Raw genomic sequence first — 14,377 nt, 5'->3', positions numbered from 1 at the left:
TCGGGTGGTTAACCGTTCAAGCGCTGGGCCAGCGCCACAATGATCCCCTCAGGTCCGCGAATGTATGCCATTTTCCACACGCCTTCATAGTGTCCGATGCCGCCGATCAGCGGATAGCCGTGCTGGTTCAAGTCATCCACCGTGGCCTGCAGGTCATCGAGCTCGAAAGCGATCGAACGCAGTCCCAATTCATTGGCCATCGCCGCACGGTTTCCCGGCAGGTGCGCTGGTCTTTCGAAACTCGACAGCTCGATTCCCACATTGGATCCGGGAGCCTTGAGCATCACGATATTCGTGCGCGAGTCGGGCACAGCGCAGACGGTCTCCAGGAACTCGCCTTCAAGCCCGTTCGCCCGGCCTTCCACTTCCAGCCCCAGGCTGACAAAGAAGCCGGTCACCATCTCGAGGTCGGCAACGGTGATGCCTACATGGTCGAATCGAATGGGTCGCGGCATGGGAATCGGTTCGCTTTCGCTCGAAGGTACGCCACAGCCTACCCCGAGGGACGGCGGCGAACCAGATCGCCGCTGCCTTTTGGCACCGGCAAACTAGCTAGCCCCCAGTGAAAGCTCGTCCACCACCTTGGCTACCAGCTCCCGCTCTTTCGGGCTCACCGCCTGAACCGGCAGCGGCAAACAATCTTCAGCTACCCAGCCGAAATGCTCGGCGATGGCGGCACTGACCCTAAGGCTCCCGCCGCAGTGTGCCATCAGCTCCCACAGCGGCTCCAGTCTCGCTGAGATCGCCAACGCCTTTTGCGGGTCTCCTGCCTGCACGGCACGGGTTATTGCCACCATCGGAGCCGGAACGGTTCCGCCCACCGCGGTAAACCACGCGTTGCATCCTGCGATCAGGCCAGCTGCCCCTAAAGCGTCGCCCGATACGCCGATACCCACGTGTTCGGGCAGCACCGCACGAATTGCGGCCACATGCTCCTTGGCCTGCACCGGATCGGCCGGAACCCCGGGAATCTTGATTGACACGATCCCGGGCAGCTGCGCGATACGCCCGTAGAGCCGGTTGCTGAAGGCGAAGTGGGTGGTCCGGGGATTGTCGTAGACAATGACCGGCAACTCGCTGTGTTCACTGGCCGCCTTGAACAAAGCGAAGACCTCATCGTCATTCAGCTGCTGATAGCCCACCGGGGCCAGCAGCACGCCGACGGCACCGGCGTCCCGGGCATCGCCAATATGTTCCAGGACGCGGGAAGTGCGCAGCGCACCCACGCCAGCAAGCACCGGGATCCGGTCCGCATGCTGCACGGCCAGCTCGATGACGCGCCGGCGCTCGGCGCGATCCAGGTACATATACGAGCCAGTTGAGCCCAGCACGGTGATCGAATCCACCTCGGCCCGCACTAGCCGCTGCACCAGGCCAATGAATGCCGGCTCGTCGAGCCGGTCATCGCGCAAGGGCGTGAGCGGGAAGGCGCTGAGCCCGGTCCACGCAGTTGCCAGCGCCGCGTTATTCTTCGCTGCCAAGCTCATGATCCGTTCTCCTTAATGATGCGCTGGTTCCTCGATCTTACGGCGAGCAGTGCGCAGAGGATGACCGCGCATCCGCCCACAACGGTGGGCCAACCGATGGATTCGTGCAGCAGCAAGCCCGCCCAGCAGATGGTCATCACCGGTTGCGCCAATTGCACCTGGCTCACCTGCGCCATCGGCCCGATGGCCAATCCCCGGTACCACGCGATGAAGCCCAAGAACATGCTCACGACACCGAGATAGGCGAAGGCGGCCCACTCGCCGGGTGTCGCCGTGGGCGGGTGCTGGACCGCTGAGACGGTGGCGAGCGTCAACATCACCGGAGATGCGAGAACCAGCGCCCAGGAGATGGTTTGCCACGAGCCGAGCTCGCGCGAGAGCAGGCCGCCTTCCGCGTAGCCGATAGCGCAAGCCAGTACGGCGCCGAAAAGCAGCAGGTCTGCTCCGTGCAGCCCGCCCAGCCCGCCACCTTGCACAGCCGCAAAAGCCAGGGCGGCCAGTGCCCCGGCAGCTGCCGCAATCCAGAACCTGGTGCTCGGGCGTTCCTTGGTGCGCAGCACTGCGGCAACTGCCGTCGCCGCAGGCAAGATGGCGATGACTACCGCACCGTGGCTGGCCGGAGCCGAGGTCATTGCAAAAGAGGTCAGCAGCGGAAACCCGGCGACGACTCCCCCGGCGACGACAAGCAGCCGCCAGCATTGCGGCCGCGTAGGAAATTTCTGGCCGGTCAACCAGAGTGCGGCGATGGCTAGCGCTGCGGCGATCACCGATCGCCCTGCACCGGCAAACAGCGGATGCAGGTGGCCGTGCTCTACGGCGATGCGGGTGAAGGGCACGGTGAAGGAGAAAGCGAGAACGCCCAGTAGCCCCCAGAGCAGTCCGGCACCCGGGGTGGATAGCGGTTGTCGATTATTGACAGTAGCGGTACTATGTAGCTTCATGTTCAACAATAGCAGTGAGCGTGTGGTTGCGAAACTCCAAGAGTGGATTGCGGCAGCCCCTGCCGGGAGCCAGTTGCCCTCCACGCGTGCTCTGGTGGCGGAACACGAAGTCAGCCCGGTCACGGTGCAAAAGGCTTTGCGCACGCTCATCGGCCAAGGCGTCGTTGAGTCACGCCCCGGTATCGGCACCTTCATCCGCAAGCAACCGGTAGCCCGGGCGCACGACTACGCCTGGCAAACCGCCGCGCTGGGGGTCGTCCATCGCCCGTTGCCGGAGTTGGCCGCCGCCCAGCGGGCGACACCCAATGACGTCATCTCCTTGCATTCTGGATACCCGGATCGCGAGCTGCTGCCTGAACGCCTGGTGCGCAGCGCCTTCGCCCGAGTTGCACGCAGCGACGCCGTGCTCCAGCGCACCGAAGCCGCGGGATTGCCGGAGCTGCAAAGCTGGTTCGCCAGCGAACTCGGGGCGATCACCGCGCCGGGACTGAGCGCCCCGGCGGCCAGCGATGTTGTCGTGCTCCCGGGCAGCCAAAGCGGACTGGGGTCGATCTTCCGCTCGCTGGTTGGGTCCGGAAAGCCGATGCTCATCGAATCCCCCACCTACTGGGGCGCCATCCTGGCTGCCGCGCAGGTCGGCGTGCAGCTCATCCCCATTCCCGCTGGGCCGCACGGTCCGGACACCGAGGTATTGGACCGTGCTTTCGAGCAAACCGGGGCTCGCGCTTTCTACGCGCACCCGAATTTCGCCAACCCCACCGGCGCCCGCTGGTCGCCCGAGGTTTCGCTGCGGGTACTGGAGATCCTGAAGCATCGCGGCGCGTTCCTGGTGGAAGATGACTGGGCCAAGGATTTCGGGATCGACGTGGATTCTTCACCGGTCGCCGCCCGTGATGACAGCGGCCATGTGGTGTATCTGCGATCCCTGACCAAGAGCGTTTCCCCTGCAGTGCGCGTGGCCGGGGTAATTGCCAGGGGCCCGGCACGTGAACGGATCCTGGCCGACAACCAAGCGCAATCGATGTATGTCAGCGGCCCGCTGCAAGCGGTCGCATTGGATGTGGTCACGCAACCCGGGTGGCGCACCCATTTGCGCTCCGTGCGCCAGCAGCTGGCAACCCGCAGGGACCTGGTCCTGGATGCTTTGGCGCAGCATCTGCCCGAAGCCCAGGTTGAACAGATCCCCCGAGGCGGGCTGAACCTCTGGGTACGGCTGCCCGATACAGCTAATCCGGCACAGCTGGTGCGCGACTGCGAGCTGCGCGGTGTAGCGATCGCGGCCGGCGACAGCTGGTTCCCTGCCGAGCCGACCGGACGCTTTTTGCGGTTGAACTTTGCCGGCCCGAATCCCGGAGCCTTCAGCCAGGGAGTGGAGATCATCGGCCAGGTGCTGCGCGGCTAGGTCCAATGCGAAGAGCTAACCAACATACCTGGTCTTCGTAGGGCTGCGAGGTCCGTTGGTCGAGGACAGTGCCTGCGATCATCAACTCCTTTTCGACCGGCAAGGCATTTGCCAGCGTCGCGGCATGGTCCTCGTACTCAGGATGCCAGAAGGCTTCCCAGTACCGTTTTCAGCGTTGTGGGCTACCCGTAGATATGGATGCTGCCGCCATACCCGGCGGGAAGACCTCGGCCTAGCAACCACTGGCCGAGCACTTCGGTGACCTGGGCGATGTTCAAGGATTGTGGGCCTTCGAATTCCATGTCCGTATCAGGATGGCTCGACAGAGAGTCCGGGTCGGCACCGTAGCCGACCCTGATGTTGCATGCCTGATGGCCAACGACAGCGAGCTCCAAAGTGTAGTTCCCATCAGAAAGCTTGGTGCCTTGGGCATACTTGGTCATCGGATTGTTTTCAAAGGAATAGTTTTCTCCCCATTCACGCACCATGCGCAATATTGAGGGGATCTGGGCCACCGATTCGAGCTTATGCAGCTCGTCATGCCGGCTGGTGCCCCACCAGATTTCCTCCGGAGCCACTTCATCCTCCAAGAAGGCATCAAGCTCGGTGGCGTTAAACCAGTTGAACTTCCGGCTCAAGCGCAGCTGCCCGATTGAGTCCATCACCTTATCCATATTCGGATCGTAGCGATGAGGAAGGACAAATAAGACACATCCTGAGTCCGTCTGGACAGCCCAAGATACAAGCGGCACGAAACACGGGCCGATTCACTTGGCTAAGTTAGTCATAATCATGCGCGCGCCTCGTAGGTTTTGAAAGCAATAATCAGTTCGCTGCACCCCAACGACCCAAATAAGGGCACAGGCCCCGGTGAATGAAAAATAATTTCATTCACCGGGGCCCGTTGAACTCTTTGCTGGCTACAGTCCGTCTACCTCGACCAGGCCGCGGCGCGTAGGCACCGGGGCCACGTGCGTGCCGTTGGCCGCCACGCGCTGAACCGACAGCAACCGCGGCGGCGCGCCGTCGGCGGTTTGCAGGATCCACGGACCGACCATCAGGTAGCCGCGATCATTTTCGGCCTCGGTGACCACGCCGGTAATCACGAAATCACCGTAGGGTTCCTGGCTGAAGGATGCGGCAACCAAATCGCCGTGGGACAGCTCGGAAACTTCAACGTCTTCCGGGGCGAACTCGCCTTCGAAGACTGCGGGGAATGAGCGCACGTCCTTATCAGGCTGGCGGGCCATGGTTTCGCCGCCGTCGGCGTCTTTGGCTTTCTTCTTGGCAGCGGCCGCGTTCAGCCCGCCGACCATGACGTCATCGAGCACGGTGGCGTGCGCGGCACCGGTTATCAGGAAGTTGCCGAAGCGGGCGGTCTTGTAGAGCACCGAGATCACGTCTCCGGCTTCCACCTCGCCGAAGGCCGCTTTCATGCCGGCTACATCGCGCTTGGAAGGGCCCTTGATAAAGACGTCCACGGGGTGATTCTCCGATTCTGCAGGAATTAGGTTCTGCGCCTAATCGTAGGCCAGTTGCCAGCCACGAAGAAAACGCCTAGCCTCGCAGGGCGGCGTCGAACCATCCGGTAATGCTCGCCGGATGGGTGATCGCGGTGCCCACCACCACGGCGAACGCGCCGGCATCCAGCGCGGCTTTGGCCTGCGCCGGGGTGTGGATCCGGCCCTCGGCAATCAGTGGCGGCTCCAGGCCCGCTGCTGCGATCTGCTCCAGCAGCTCAAGGTCCGGCCCCTCGGTCTTGTCCCGTTCCCCGGTGTAGCCGGCCAGCGTGGTGCCGATCAGATCGGCTCCGGCCTGCGCGGCAGCCAGCGCGTCGTCCAGCGACCCGCAGTCGGCCATTACCAAGGCGGCAGACCGTTCGTGGACCGCGCTAATGGTTTGTTCCAGGCTCTTGCCGTCGGGCCGTTCGCGGCGCGTGCCGTCCAGGGCCACGATGTGCGCCCCGGCGTTGGCCACCGCCAAGGCGTGGTGGATGGTGGGGGTGATGAACACGCCCTCATGGCCGTCCTTGAACAGCCCGATGACCGGCACCTCGACGGCGGAACGGGTGAATTGGATATCCGCGATGCCCTGCACGCGCACCGCGCCGGCGCCGCCGATCACCGCCGAGGCAGCCACCTGCGCCATGGTCTGCGGGTGGCGCATCGGCTCCCCCGGATAGGCTTGCGCCGAAACGATCAGCCGTCCGCGCAGGGCTTGCAGTGCTGCTGCCGAAAGCAACATGTCTTTCTCCTCTTAGTCTTGTGGCCAGAATAGGCTGGCCGCCCCGATCAGGGCGGCATCGGTTCCCAAACGGGCAGGTTCCAGCGCGGTGCCCCGCACCAGGTCGATGGCGCTGGCGGCGAAGCCCTCGCGCAGACCCTCCCACCAGATCTTCCCCGCCCCGGCCATCCCGCCGGCAATGACGATTTTCTGCGGGTCCAGCACGTTGGCCAGCGATCCGGCGGCGGCGCCTGCGGCCAGGCCTCCGGTATGCAATGCCCGATAGGCCAATGCGTCGCCGGCTTCGGCCAGCGCGGTCACCGCCTGGGTGTCGCGCACTTGCGGGTTGCCGGCCAAGCGCTGGTAGTGCCGGTGGATCGCGGGCCCGGCGGCGATCGCCTCCACATGCCCGGTGCTTCCGCAGGAGCATTCCAGCCCGGTGGCGTAGGCCGAATCGATGTGCCCCATATGCCCGGCCACGTGGTGGAAGCCGGTGACCAGCTGGCCGCCGTGCAGGTAGGCTCCGCCGATTCCGGTGCCGATGGCCAACAGCATCATCTGGCCGGTTCCCCGGCCTGCGCCGAAGCGGGCCTCGCCCAAACCGTGGGCGTGCACGTCATTGACCGCGCGCACCGCTAAACCGGTGAGCCGTCCCAGTTCGGCTGCCATGTCGGTGCCGGCCCAGCCCGCCAGGGTATCGGTGGCCGATACCACCTTCGCGGTTTCCGGGTCGATGACCCCGGCGGCGCCGATACCCAACCCGGCCGGCTGCGCCGAGCATGCACCGCGCAGCTGCTGCACCACGCCGGCCATGGCCGCGATGATCGCGGCGGAGCCTTCGCGGGCCGGTGTGGGTGCTTGGCTGCGCGCGGTGATGGTGCCATCGCGACGCACTACGGCGCCGGCGATCTTGGTGCCGCCCAGATCCAGGGCGAGCACCTCGCCGGCGCCTGCTAGTTGTTCTTGCACTGGGCCAGAGCCTACTTGGCGGCCACCGGCAGCAGGCCGGTTTCGGCCAGGATCCCGCGGATCGAGGCGGCCTCGGAGGCATCCAGCGACGCCATCGGGGCGCTCATGGCGTTATTGGAGATGATGCCCAGTTCCACCAGGGCGGTCTTGAAGGCGCCCAGGCCCGCAGCCCCTGGCGACACCCGGGAAGCATCGGGGGTGTAGACGATGTCGAAGACGCGGGCCAGGCGGTCCTGCTCGGCCGCGGCGCCGGCCCAGTCGCCGGCCACTGCCTTCTCGAACAGGCGGCGGTAGCCGGCTGGGTCCACGTTGCCCAGGCCCGGGACCACGCCGTGGGCTCCGCCCAGCAGTGCCCCGTCGACGACGACCTCATGGCCGGTGAACACCGAGAAGCCCTCGATGTCCTTGGTGGCCAGCAGCAGCTGGCGGAAGGACACGTCGTCGCCCGAGGAGTCCTTCACGCCCACGATGGCGCCGGACTGCGCCAGCCGGATGGCCACATCCAGCGGCAGCTTGTGGTGGGTGCGCACCGGCACGTCGTAGGCGAAGATGTCGACCTGCAGGGTGTCGTGGATGGCGGTGAAGTGCGCTTCGATCTCCGGGCCGTTGGAGATGGCATAGAACGGGGTGGTGACCACCAGCGCGTCGGCGCCCAGGGCGATCAGGCGCTGGCCCTCGTCGATGACGCGGGCGGTGGTCTGCTCGCTGGCACCGACCAGCACCGGCACGCGGCCAGCGTTGGCGGCCACGATCCGGGTGAGTACCGCGTCGCGTTCGGCATTGGCCAGGTAGGGCACCTCGCCGGAGGAACCGAGCACGAACAGGCCGGCCACTCCCCCGTCGATCAGGTGTTCCACCACGGCATCCAGGCCGGCGGCGTCAATGGCGCCATCGGCGGTGCGCGGGGTGATGACCGGCGGGATGACGCCGGAGTACTTCGGGTTGTTCGTGTAAGCCACGGGGATTCGGTCTTTCTCTAGGTGCCGCAATTGCGGCGATTGGTTAGTGCTCCAGCAGTGCCGGGGCAGCACCCAACAGGGTGCGGGTGTAGTCATTGGTGGGCGCGTCGAATACCTGTGCGGCATCGCCTCGCTCGACGATTTGCCCGGAGTTCATCACGCAGATGGTGTCCGAAACATAGCGCACGGTCTGGATATCGTGGGAGATGAACACCATGCCCAGGTTCAGCTCTGATTTCAGGTCGGTGAGCAGGTTCAGCACCTGCGCCCGCACCGAGACATCCAGCGCGCTGGTGGGCTCATCGGCCACGATCACCGCAGGTTCCAGGGCCAGCGCCCTGGCGATGGCCACGCGCTGGCGCTGGCCGCCGGAGACCTGGCTGGGCAGGGCCGAGGCCGCCGAAGCCGGCAGGCCCACCACCTCAAGCAGTTCCAGCGCCTTGGCCTTGCGCGAAGCATCGCTGCCGATGCCATGCACGCGCAGCGGGTCGGTGAGCGTGTCCATGATCGACATGCGCGGATTCAGCGCGGTGGCCGGGTCCTGGAAGACCACGCCCACGCTGCGCCCGAACTCCTTGCGGCCTGCGGCGTTGCGCTTGCCCACCGGCTTGCCGTTGAACAGCACCTGCCCGCTGGTGGGTTCCTGCAGTCCCACCAGCACCGAGGCCAGGGTGGACTTGCCGCAACCGGATTCGCCCACGATGCCCACGGTCTTCCCGCGGCGCACCGCGAAGTCCACCCCGTTGACGGCCTTGATCAGGCGCGGGGAGAACAGCTTGCCGCCGCGGATCTTGTGGTGCACGTGGATATCCTGCAGCTCGATGATCGCGTTGCTCATTTGCTGGCTCCTTGAAGGTGGCTGCCATTGCCCTGGTGGCTGGCCCAGCGGTGCTCGCTGCCGGCGTCCACCGGGACGAAGGACAGGTGCTGGTCCGGGTCGGCGCCGGCACGCTGCGAACGCTCGGCGAAGCGGTCGCCGGCGGCGAAATCGTACGGGCTGGGGACGGTGCCCGGGATCTGGTGCAGGCGTTGCGCCTTCGACTCGATGGAGAGCACCGCGCCGAGCAGGCCCTGGGTGTATTCGTGATGCGGGTCAGAGAGCACCTCGCTGATCGGACCGGACTCCACCACCTGGCCGGCGTACATCACGGTGACCCGGTGGGCCAGCGAGGCCACCAGTGCCAGGTCGTGGGAGACGAAGACCATCGCGAAGCCCAGCTGCTCGCGCAGCTCGTTGAGCAGGTCGACCACCTGCTTCTGCACGGTGACATCCAGCGCGGTGGTCGGCTCGTCGCAGACCACCAGCTTGGGGCTGCGCGAGAGGGCCATGGCGATCAGCACGCGCTGGCGCTGGCCGCCGGAGAGCTCATGCGGGTAGGAGCGCAGGGTGCGCTTGGCATCCAGCTTGACCAGGGCGAGCAATTCCTCGGGGGTCTTGCGTCCGCCGCGGCGGGTGAGCTGGCGCAACTGGTCGCCGATGAGCATCGAGGGGTTCAGGCTGGACAGCGCGTCCTGGTAGACCATCGCGATCTGCTCGCCGCGCAGGCCCTTGTAGACCTTGTCGTCCCCGGCCCGGGTGCCGCCATCGGAGGTGGCCGGCAGCAGCTCCCGGCCCTCGAAGGTGATGGAGCCGGAGAGCTTGGCGCTGCCGGGCAGCAGGCCCATGATGGCCAGCGAGGTGATGGACTTGCCGCAGCCGGATTCGCCCACCAGCGCCATGGTTTCGCCCTCGCGCACCGCGAAGGAGACATCCTGCACGATCGGGGTGTCCCCGTAGCGCTCCGGGAAGCGGATGGACAGGTTCTTGACCTCCAGGATGGTGCGCGGCGCGCCCTGGGAGGTATCGAGCACCAGGCGGTCGGTGCGCTGGGCCTCGGCCGCTGCCAGCAGGTCCAGTTCCCCGCGCAGCCGCTCGGCGGCCTGCGGGTCCGCGGCCGCCTTGGCCTTGGCCAGCGCAGGTTCGCCGTTCTTCTTCGCCTGCTTCCTGGCCGAGCCCTTGGTGTTCACCAGCGCATCGGTCATGCCTTCGGCCAGCATGTTCAGCGCCAGCACGGTCAGCAGGATCACCAGGCCGGCGAAGGTGGTCGCCCACCACGCGCCGTTGAGCACCAGGGTGCGGCCGTAGGAGATCACGTTGCCCCAGCTCGGGGCCGGGTCCTGGATGCCTGCACCGAGGAAGGACAGGGATGCTTCGAGGATGATCGCGTCGGCCACCATCACGGTGGCGAAGACCATCACCGGGGCCGCGCAGTTGCGCAGCACGTGGGTGCCCAGGATGTAGAAGCGCCCGGCGCCGATCACGCGTTCGGCGCGCACATAGTCCTCGCCCCATTGGGCCAGCACGTTGGCACGGACCACCCGGGCGATCTGCGGGGTGTAGATGATCGCGATGGACAAGATGATCACCGGCAAGGTGTTGCCCAGCGAAGCCAGCAGCGCGGCGGCCAGGGCGATGCCCGGGAAGGCCATCACCATGTCCATGATGCGCATGATCGTCTCATTGGCCCATTTGGCGCTGGTGGCGGCCAACGCACCGAGCAGCCCGCCCATGACCAGTGCCAGCGCCACCGACCCCAGGCCGACCAGCAGCGAGGCTTGGGCGCCGAAGAGCAGGCGCGAGTAGATGTCGCGGCCCAGCCGGTCGGTGCCGAAGAAGTGCTCGGCGCTCGGCTTCTGCGCCGGGATTCCGGTGGCCAGCGGGTCGTGCGGGGCGATCAGCGGGGCGAAGAGGGCCACCGCGGCAATGGCCAGCAGGAAGGCCAAGGCGATTTTGGAGCCTGCCGGCAGCGCCTTGAAGCGGGCGCCGGAATCGGAAAGGCGGTTCACGAGGTTGTTGCGTGGGGCCATGATGCTCATCCCTACACCGTCCTAATTCGTGGGTTGATCAGCAGGTAGAGCAAGTCGACGATGATGTTCACGAGCACGAAGGTGATCGCGATGGTCAGCGTGACGCCCTGGACCAGGTTGGTGTCCTTGTTGGTAATGCCGTTCATGATCAGCTGTCCCATGCCGGGCAGGGAGAAGATCATCTCGATGACCACCGCACCGCCCAGCAGGTAGCCGATGCGCAGCCCGAGCACGGTCACCGGGGTGACCAGGGCGTTGCGCAGCACGTTCTTGGAGATCACTTCGCCGCGCGGCACGCCGTTGCCGATGGCGGTGCGCACGTAGTCGCGGTCCAGTTCCTCGACCATCGAGGTGCGCACCACGCGGGTGAGCGAGGCGGAGACCGGGATGGCCAGGGCCAGGGCCGGCAGCGCCATATGCAGCAGCCAGGTGCCTGGGCCCGATCCTTCGGGGGCAGCTCCTCCGGAGGGGAACAGCGGGCTTGAACCCAGGGCGAACCACTGGATGAGCAGGATGCCCAGCCAGAAGGACGGGGTGGCGATCGCCGCGATGGAGAAGATGCGGACCAGCTGGTCCGGCCAGCCATCGCGGTACAGCGCACCGAGCAGGCCGAAGGCCAGCGAGATGACCACGGCGATGACTACGCCCAGGAAGGTCAGCTGCAAGGTCAGCGGGAATGCGCCGGCGATCATCTGGGAGACCGATTGGGCTGGCGGGGTGGTCAGGCCGAAGTCCAGGCGGATGAGCCGGCCGATGAAGCTGATGTACTGGACCACCAGCGCGTCGTTCAGGCCGCGTTCCTCGCGGTAGGCCTCTTTGGCGGCCTCGGAGGCGCCCTCGCCCAGCGCGGAGGTGGCTTCATCGCCCGGGGCCAGCTTCATGATGATGAAGACCATGGCGGAGATGCCAAGGACCATCACCGGCAGCGCGGCCAGGCGGCGTAAGAGCAGGTTGAGGAAATTCCCCATGGAGTAGCTCCGTCGAGTATCGAAGTGTGCAGGTCATTGCGCTGTGCGGGCCGGGCGGCACGGCGTGGGTGCCGTGCCTCCCGGCCTGCTGCGCGGGGCCGGGGCCAGCTAGGCCTTGCGGTTCACGCCGACAAAGGAGATGCCGGTGGTTGGCAGCGGCGCGAAGCCTTCCAGCGCGTTTTCGTCCCAGGCCGATGGCAGCTGGCGGTGCAGCACCGGGTAGAGCGGGGCCTGTTCGGCGACGATGTTGATCGCCTTGCCCCACGCCGCCATGGCCTTGTTCGAATCATCGGTCTGGATGGCCGCGTCCAGCTGCTTCTGCAGCTCCTTGTATTCGGCCGTATCGTTCCAGCGGAAGCGGTTCTTCGGCCAGACATCGCCGCGGTAGAACCAGCTCATCAGCAGGTCCAGGTCGTTGCCGAAGACCGATGGGTCGCCCGGGGCGGCCACCACCGAGAAGGTGCCGCTGTCCACGTTGTCGGTGTACAGCGCGCCGGACTGCAGGTTCTTCATGGTGACCTTCACGCCCGGGATCTTGTTCCAGGATTCGAGGATCAGCGGGGCGATGTCCTTGACCCACGAGGTGTCGGTGGTCAGCAGCTCGAATTCCAGCTTGTCCACGCCGGCTTCGGCCAGCAGCGCCGCGGCCTTCGCCGCGTCGTAGCCGTAGACCGTATCCGCCTTGATGTACTGCGGGTGGCTTTCTTGCACATAGGAGCTGGCCGCCTTGGCGTTGCCCAGCAGCGCGGTGCTGATGATCGACTCGGTGTCCAGGCCGTAGTGCAGTGCCTGGCGGACCAGCGCGTTGTCGAATGGCTTCTTGGCGCAGTTGAACATCAGGAACAGCAGGCCGAAGGAATCGGCGCTCTTCACCGTGGCCTTCGAAGCCAGGCGGTCCATATCCAGGTACGGAACGTCCTCGATGGCCTGCACGCGGCCCGATTCCATGGCGGTCACGCGGGCCGCCGCATCGGAGAGCAGGAACCAGGTCATGCCGCTGGCGGTCGCCGGGTACTTGCCGTTGTAGCCCTCGAACTTCTCGAAGACGATCTTGTCATCCTTGGTGGCCGAGACCAGCTTGTACGGGCCGGTGCCGATCGGCGCGGCGTCGAAGCCGGCCTGGTCCTTGGAAGCCACGGCCTTCGGCACGATCTTGACCACCGAGATGCGGGTCGGGAACAGCGGGAAGGCGTAGTTCAGCGTGAACGCGACGGTCTTCTCGTCCTTGGCCTTCACCGACTTGATGAAGGGGATGAACTGGGCGAACAGCGAGGCGTTGCCGGTGTCCAGCACCCGCTCGAAGGAGTAGACGACGTCCTGGATGGTGACCGCTTCCCCGTTGTGGAAGGTGGCCCCGTCGCGCAGGGTGATTTCCCAGCTGGTGTCGTCAATCTGCTTCGGCTCCGCCGCTGCCAGCGCCAGGTACGGTTCACGGGTGGCCGGGTGCAGGTCCACCAGGCCTTCGAAGATGTGCATGTTGGCGGCGAACGGCGTCGCGCCGGAGGAGGTCATCGGGTCGAAACCTGTGGACAGGGCGTAGGAAATGCCTGCCTCGATGGTGCCCGTGCCGGCAGCTGCGGTGCTGCCCGCGCCGCCGCTGGCTCCTGGGGAGCAGGCGGCCAGACTGGCCGAGAATGCCGCAGCAGCGCCAACCATGCCGGTGATCTTCAGGAAATCTCGTCGTGCAAAGGGCTTGTTGGCTACTTCGTTCAAAGCCATTCTTGCCACCTCCAGGAAAATGAGTGAGTGTTGTAGGACGTAGGATGTCCGATCTATGGTCTAGACTGTAGTGGACGTCACGCCGCATGGTCAACTGCGTCACATGAACTTCTCCGCCCGCCGAGGAAAGCAGGATCCGTTGAGCACGATGCCAGCCCGCCGATCAGATGCCCGTGCCCGCCTGCGCGCGCTGACCAATGACATCACCACGCTGATCCTGAAACGCGGATTGCTGCCCGGGGACCCGCTGCCCACCGAGCAGGAACTCATGGCCGAGCTGGGTGTGGGGCGCAACTCCCTGCGCGAGGCGATCAAGGTGCTCCAGGCCCTGGGCATCATCGACACCCGCCACGGTTTCGGCATGTTCGTGGCCCAGGAAAACCTCAACGCCCTGCATGACTCCCTGGCCTTCCGCGGGCAGATGTCGCTGCGCCACCATGGCCATGAGGCCAGTGAGCTGGTCGATGTCCGCCAGGCACTGGAAACCGGCCTGATCGGCCTGGCCATCCGCGCGGTCACCGACGAGCACCTGGAGGCCTTGGAGCAGTGCGTAAGCCAGATGGAGCAGCACGCGGCGCGCGAGGAGACCTTCGTCGAGCAGGACAAGGCCTTCCACCGCATCCTCTTCGAGCCGCTGGGCAACCAGCTGCTGACCAACCTGCTCGGAGTGTTCTGGGATGTCTACCGCACCATCTACGATGCGATCGACTCCGATCTGGAAATCACCCAGCCGGCCAAGACCGCCCAGGACCACCGCGATATCCTCGACGCGGTACGCGCCAAGGACGTGGAAACCGCCCGGCAGCTGATCTCCGAGCACTTCCACGGCATTCGCGCCCTGCTGGCGAGCCGGGAAGTTTAG

The 14,377-nt window shown here is 65.8% G+C and carries 14 protein-coding genes; 2 read left to right on the top strand and 12 right to left on the bottom strand.

The window, feature by feature from the left end:
• Positions 1 to 8 precede the first annotated feature (8 nt).
• The 3 genes from ACWICV_RS02460 to ACWICV_RS02450 all read right to left on the bottom strand — a co-directional run bounded on the left by ACWICV_RS02460 (position 9) and on the right by ACWICV_RS02450 (position 2,428).
• Positions 9 to 455, bottom strand: coding sequence for a VOC family protein (locus ACWICV_RS02460; protein ID WP_105657817.1), 447 nt, complete (start codon positions 453 to 455; stop codon positions 9 to 11).
• Between the two features lie 93 nt (positions 456 to 548).
• Positions 549 to 1,487, bottom strand: a complete 939-nt coding sequence (locus ACWICV_RS02455; protein ID WP_332727441.1) for a dihydrodipicolinate synthase family protein — start codon at positions 1,485 to 1,487, stop codon at positions 549 to 551.
• Positions 1,484 to 2,428 (bottom strand): DMT family transporter, encoded by a 945-nt coding sequence (locus tag ACWICV_RS02450; protein ID WP_332727440.1) that lies wholly within the window; start codon positions 2,426 to 2,428, stop codon positions 1,484 to 1,486. Before ACWICV_RS02450 ends, ACWICV_RS02455 begins: the two co-directional genes overlap by 4 nt.
• Between ACWICV_RS02450 and ACWICV_RS02445 the strand changes: the two genes are divergently transcribed.
• Positions 2,427 to 3,830: an aminotransferase-like domain-containing protein gene (locus ACWICV_RS02445; RefSeq protein WP_454090789.1), complete on the top strand. Its 1,404-nt coding sequence runs from the start codon at positions 2,427 to 2,429 to the stop codon at positions 3,828 to 3,830. The two genes, ACWICV_RS02450 and ACWICV_RS02445, sit on opposite strands and share 2 nt — an antisense overlap.
• Positions 3,831 to 4,012: 182 nt before the next feature.
• Here ACWICV_RS02445 and ACWICV_RS02440 read toward each other — a convergent pair whose 3' ends face one another.
• The 9 genes from ACWICV_RS02440 to ACWICV_RS02400 all read right to left on the bottom strand — a co-directional run bounded on the left by ACWICV_RS02440 (position 4,013) and on the right by ACWICV_RS02400 (position 13,515).
• Positions 4,013 to 4,504 (bottom strand): hypothetical protein, encoded by a 492-nt coding sequence (locus ACWICV_RS02440; RefSeq protein WP_448940258.1) that lies wholly within the window; start codon positions 4,502 to 4,504, stop codon positions 4,013 to 4,015.
• A gap of 246 nt (positions 4,505 to 4,750) precedes the next feature.
• Complete coding sequence (locus tag ACWICV_RS02435) at positions 4,751 to 5,311, bottom strand: hypothetical protein (protein WP_332727436.1); 561 nt, start codon at positions 5,309 to 5,311, stop codon at positions 4,751 to 4,753.
• Positions 5,312 to 5,387: 76 nt separating this feature from the next.
• Positions 5,388 to 6,074, bottom strand: a complete 687-nt coding sequence (locus tag ACWICV_RS02430) for an N-acetylmannosamine-6-phosphate 2-epimerase (protein WP_332498801.1) — start codon at positions 6,072 to 6,074, stop codon at positions 5,388 to 5,390.
• Between the two features lie 12 nt (positions 6,075 to 6,086).
• On the bottom strand, positions 6,087 to 7,022 hold the full coding sequence (locus ACWICV_RS02425) for an ROK family protein (protein ID WP_454090790.1): 936 nt from the start codon (positions 7,020 to 7,022) through the stop codon (positions 6,087 to 6,089).
• Positions 7,023 to 7,033: 11 nt separating this feature from the next.
• Positions 7,034 to 7,981, bottom strand: a complete 948-nt coding sequence (locus tag ACWICV_RS02420; protein ID WP_402473043.1) for a dihydrodipicolinate synthase family protein — start codon at positions 7,979 to 7,981, stop codon at positions 7,034 to 7,036.
• A gap of 43 nt (positions 7,982 to 8,024) precedes the next feature.
• Positions 8,025 to 8,819, bottom strand: a complete 795-nt coding sequence (locus ACWICV_RS02415; RefSeq protein ID WP_402473040.1) for an ABC transporter ATP-binding protein — start codon at positions 8,817 to 8,819, stop codon at positions 8,025 to 8,027.
• Positions 8,816 to 10,837 (bottom strand): dipeptide/oligopeptide/nickel ABC transporter permease/ATP-binding protein, encoded by a 2,022-nt coding sequence (locus ACWICV_RS02410; protein ID WP_402473038.1) that lies wholly within the window; start codon positions 10,835 to 10,837, stop codon positions 8,816 to 8,818. The genes ACWICV_RS02415 and ACWICV_RS02410 overlap by 4 nt, the downstream gene beginning before the upstream one ends.
• A 2-nt stretch (positions 10,838 to 10,839) precedes the next feature.
• Positions 10,840 to 11,796, bottom strand: coding sequence for an ABC transporter permease (locus ACWICV_RS02405; RefSeq protein WP_332488901.1), 957 nt, complete (start codon positions 11,794 to 11,796; stop codon positions 10,840 to 10,842).
• Between the two features lie 108 nt (positions 11,797 to 11,904).
• A complete protein-coding gene (locus ACWICV_RS02400; RefSeq protein WP_402473036.1) occupies positions 11,905 to 13,515 on the bottom strand; it encodes an ABC transporter substrate-binding protein in 1,611 nt (536 codons plus the stop codon).
• Between the two features lie 103 nt (positions 13,516 to 13,618).
• Between ACWICV_RS02400 and ACWICV_RS02395 the strand changes: the two genes are divergently transcribed.
• A complete protein-coding gene (locus ACWICV_RS02395) occupies positions 13,619 to 14,377 on the top strand; it encodes a FadR/GntR family transcriptional regulator (protein WP_454090791.1) in 759 nt (252 codons plus the stop codon).

It is taken from the genome of Glutamicibacter sp. NPDC055354 (assembly GCF_053644955.1).
Note: the sequence above shows the minus strand (reverse complement) of the source record. Positions and strands in the feature narration are given on the sequence as shown.

Bases quoted from the DNA above. Each gene is read 5' to 3' on its own strand.
- ACWICV_RS02395 (WP_454090791.1), top strand. From the start codon at position 13,619: ATGAACTTCTCCGCCCGCCGAGGAAAGCAGGATCCGTTGAGCACGATG.
- ACWICV_RS02400 (WP_402473036.1), bottom strand. From the start codon at position 13,515: ATGGCTTTGAACGAAGTAGCCAACAAGCCCTTTGCACGACGAGATTTC.
- ACWICV_RS02430 (WP_332498801.1), bottom strand. From the start codon at position 6,074: ATGTTGCTTTCGGCAGCAGCACTGCAAGCCCTGCGCGGACGGCTGATC.
- ACWICV_RS02440 (WP_448940258.1), bottom strand. From the start codon at position 4,504: ATGGATAAGGTGATGGACTCAATCGGGCAGCTGCGCTTGAGCCGGAAG.
- ACWICV_RS02455 (WP_332727441.1), bottom strand. From the start codon at position 1,487: ATGAGCTTGGCAGCGAAGAATAACGCGGCGCTGGCAACTGCGTGGACC.
- ACWICV_RS02405 (WP_332488901.1), bottom strand. From the start codon at position 11,796: ATGGGGAATTTCCTCAACCTGCTCTTACGCCGCCTGGCCGCGCTGCCG.
- ACWICV_RS02445 (WP_454090789.1), top strand. From the start codon at position 2,427: ATGTTCAACAATAGCAGTGAGCGTGTGGTTGCGAAACTCCAAGAGTGG.
- ACWICV_RS02450 (WP_332727440.1), bottom strand. From the start codon at position 2,428: ATGAAGCTACATAGTACCGCTACTGTCAATAATCGACAACCGCTATCC.
- ACWICV_RS02410 (WP_402473038.1), bottom strand. From the start codon at position 10,837: ATGAGCATCATGGCCCCACGCAACAACCTCGTGAACCGCCTTTCCGAT.
- ACWICV_RS02460 (WP_105657817.1), bottom strand. From the start codon at position 455: ATGCCGCGACCCATTCGATTCGACCATGTAGGCATCACCGTTGCCGAC.
- ACWICV_RS02415 (WP_402473040.1), bottom strand. From the start codon at position 8,819: ATGAGCAACGCGATCATCGAGCTGCAGGATATCCACGTGCACCACAAG.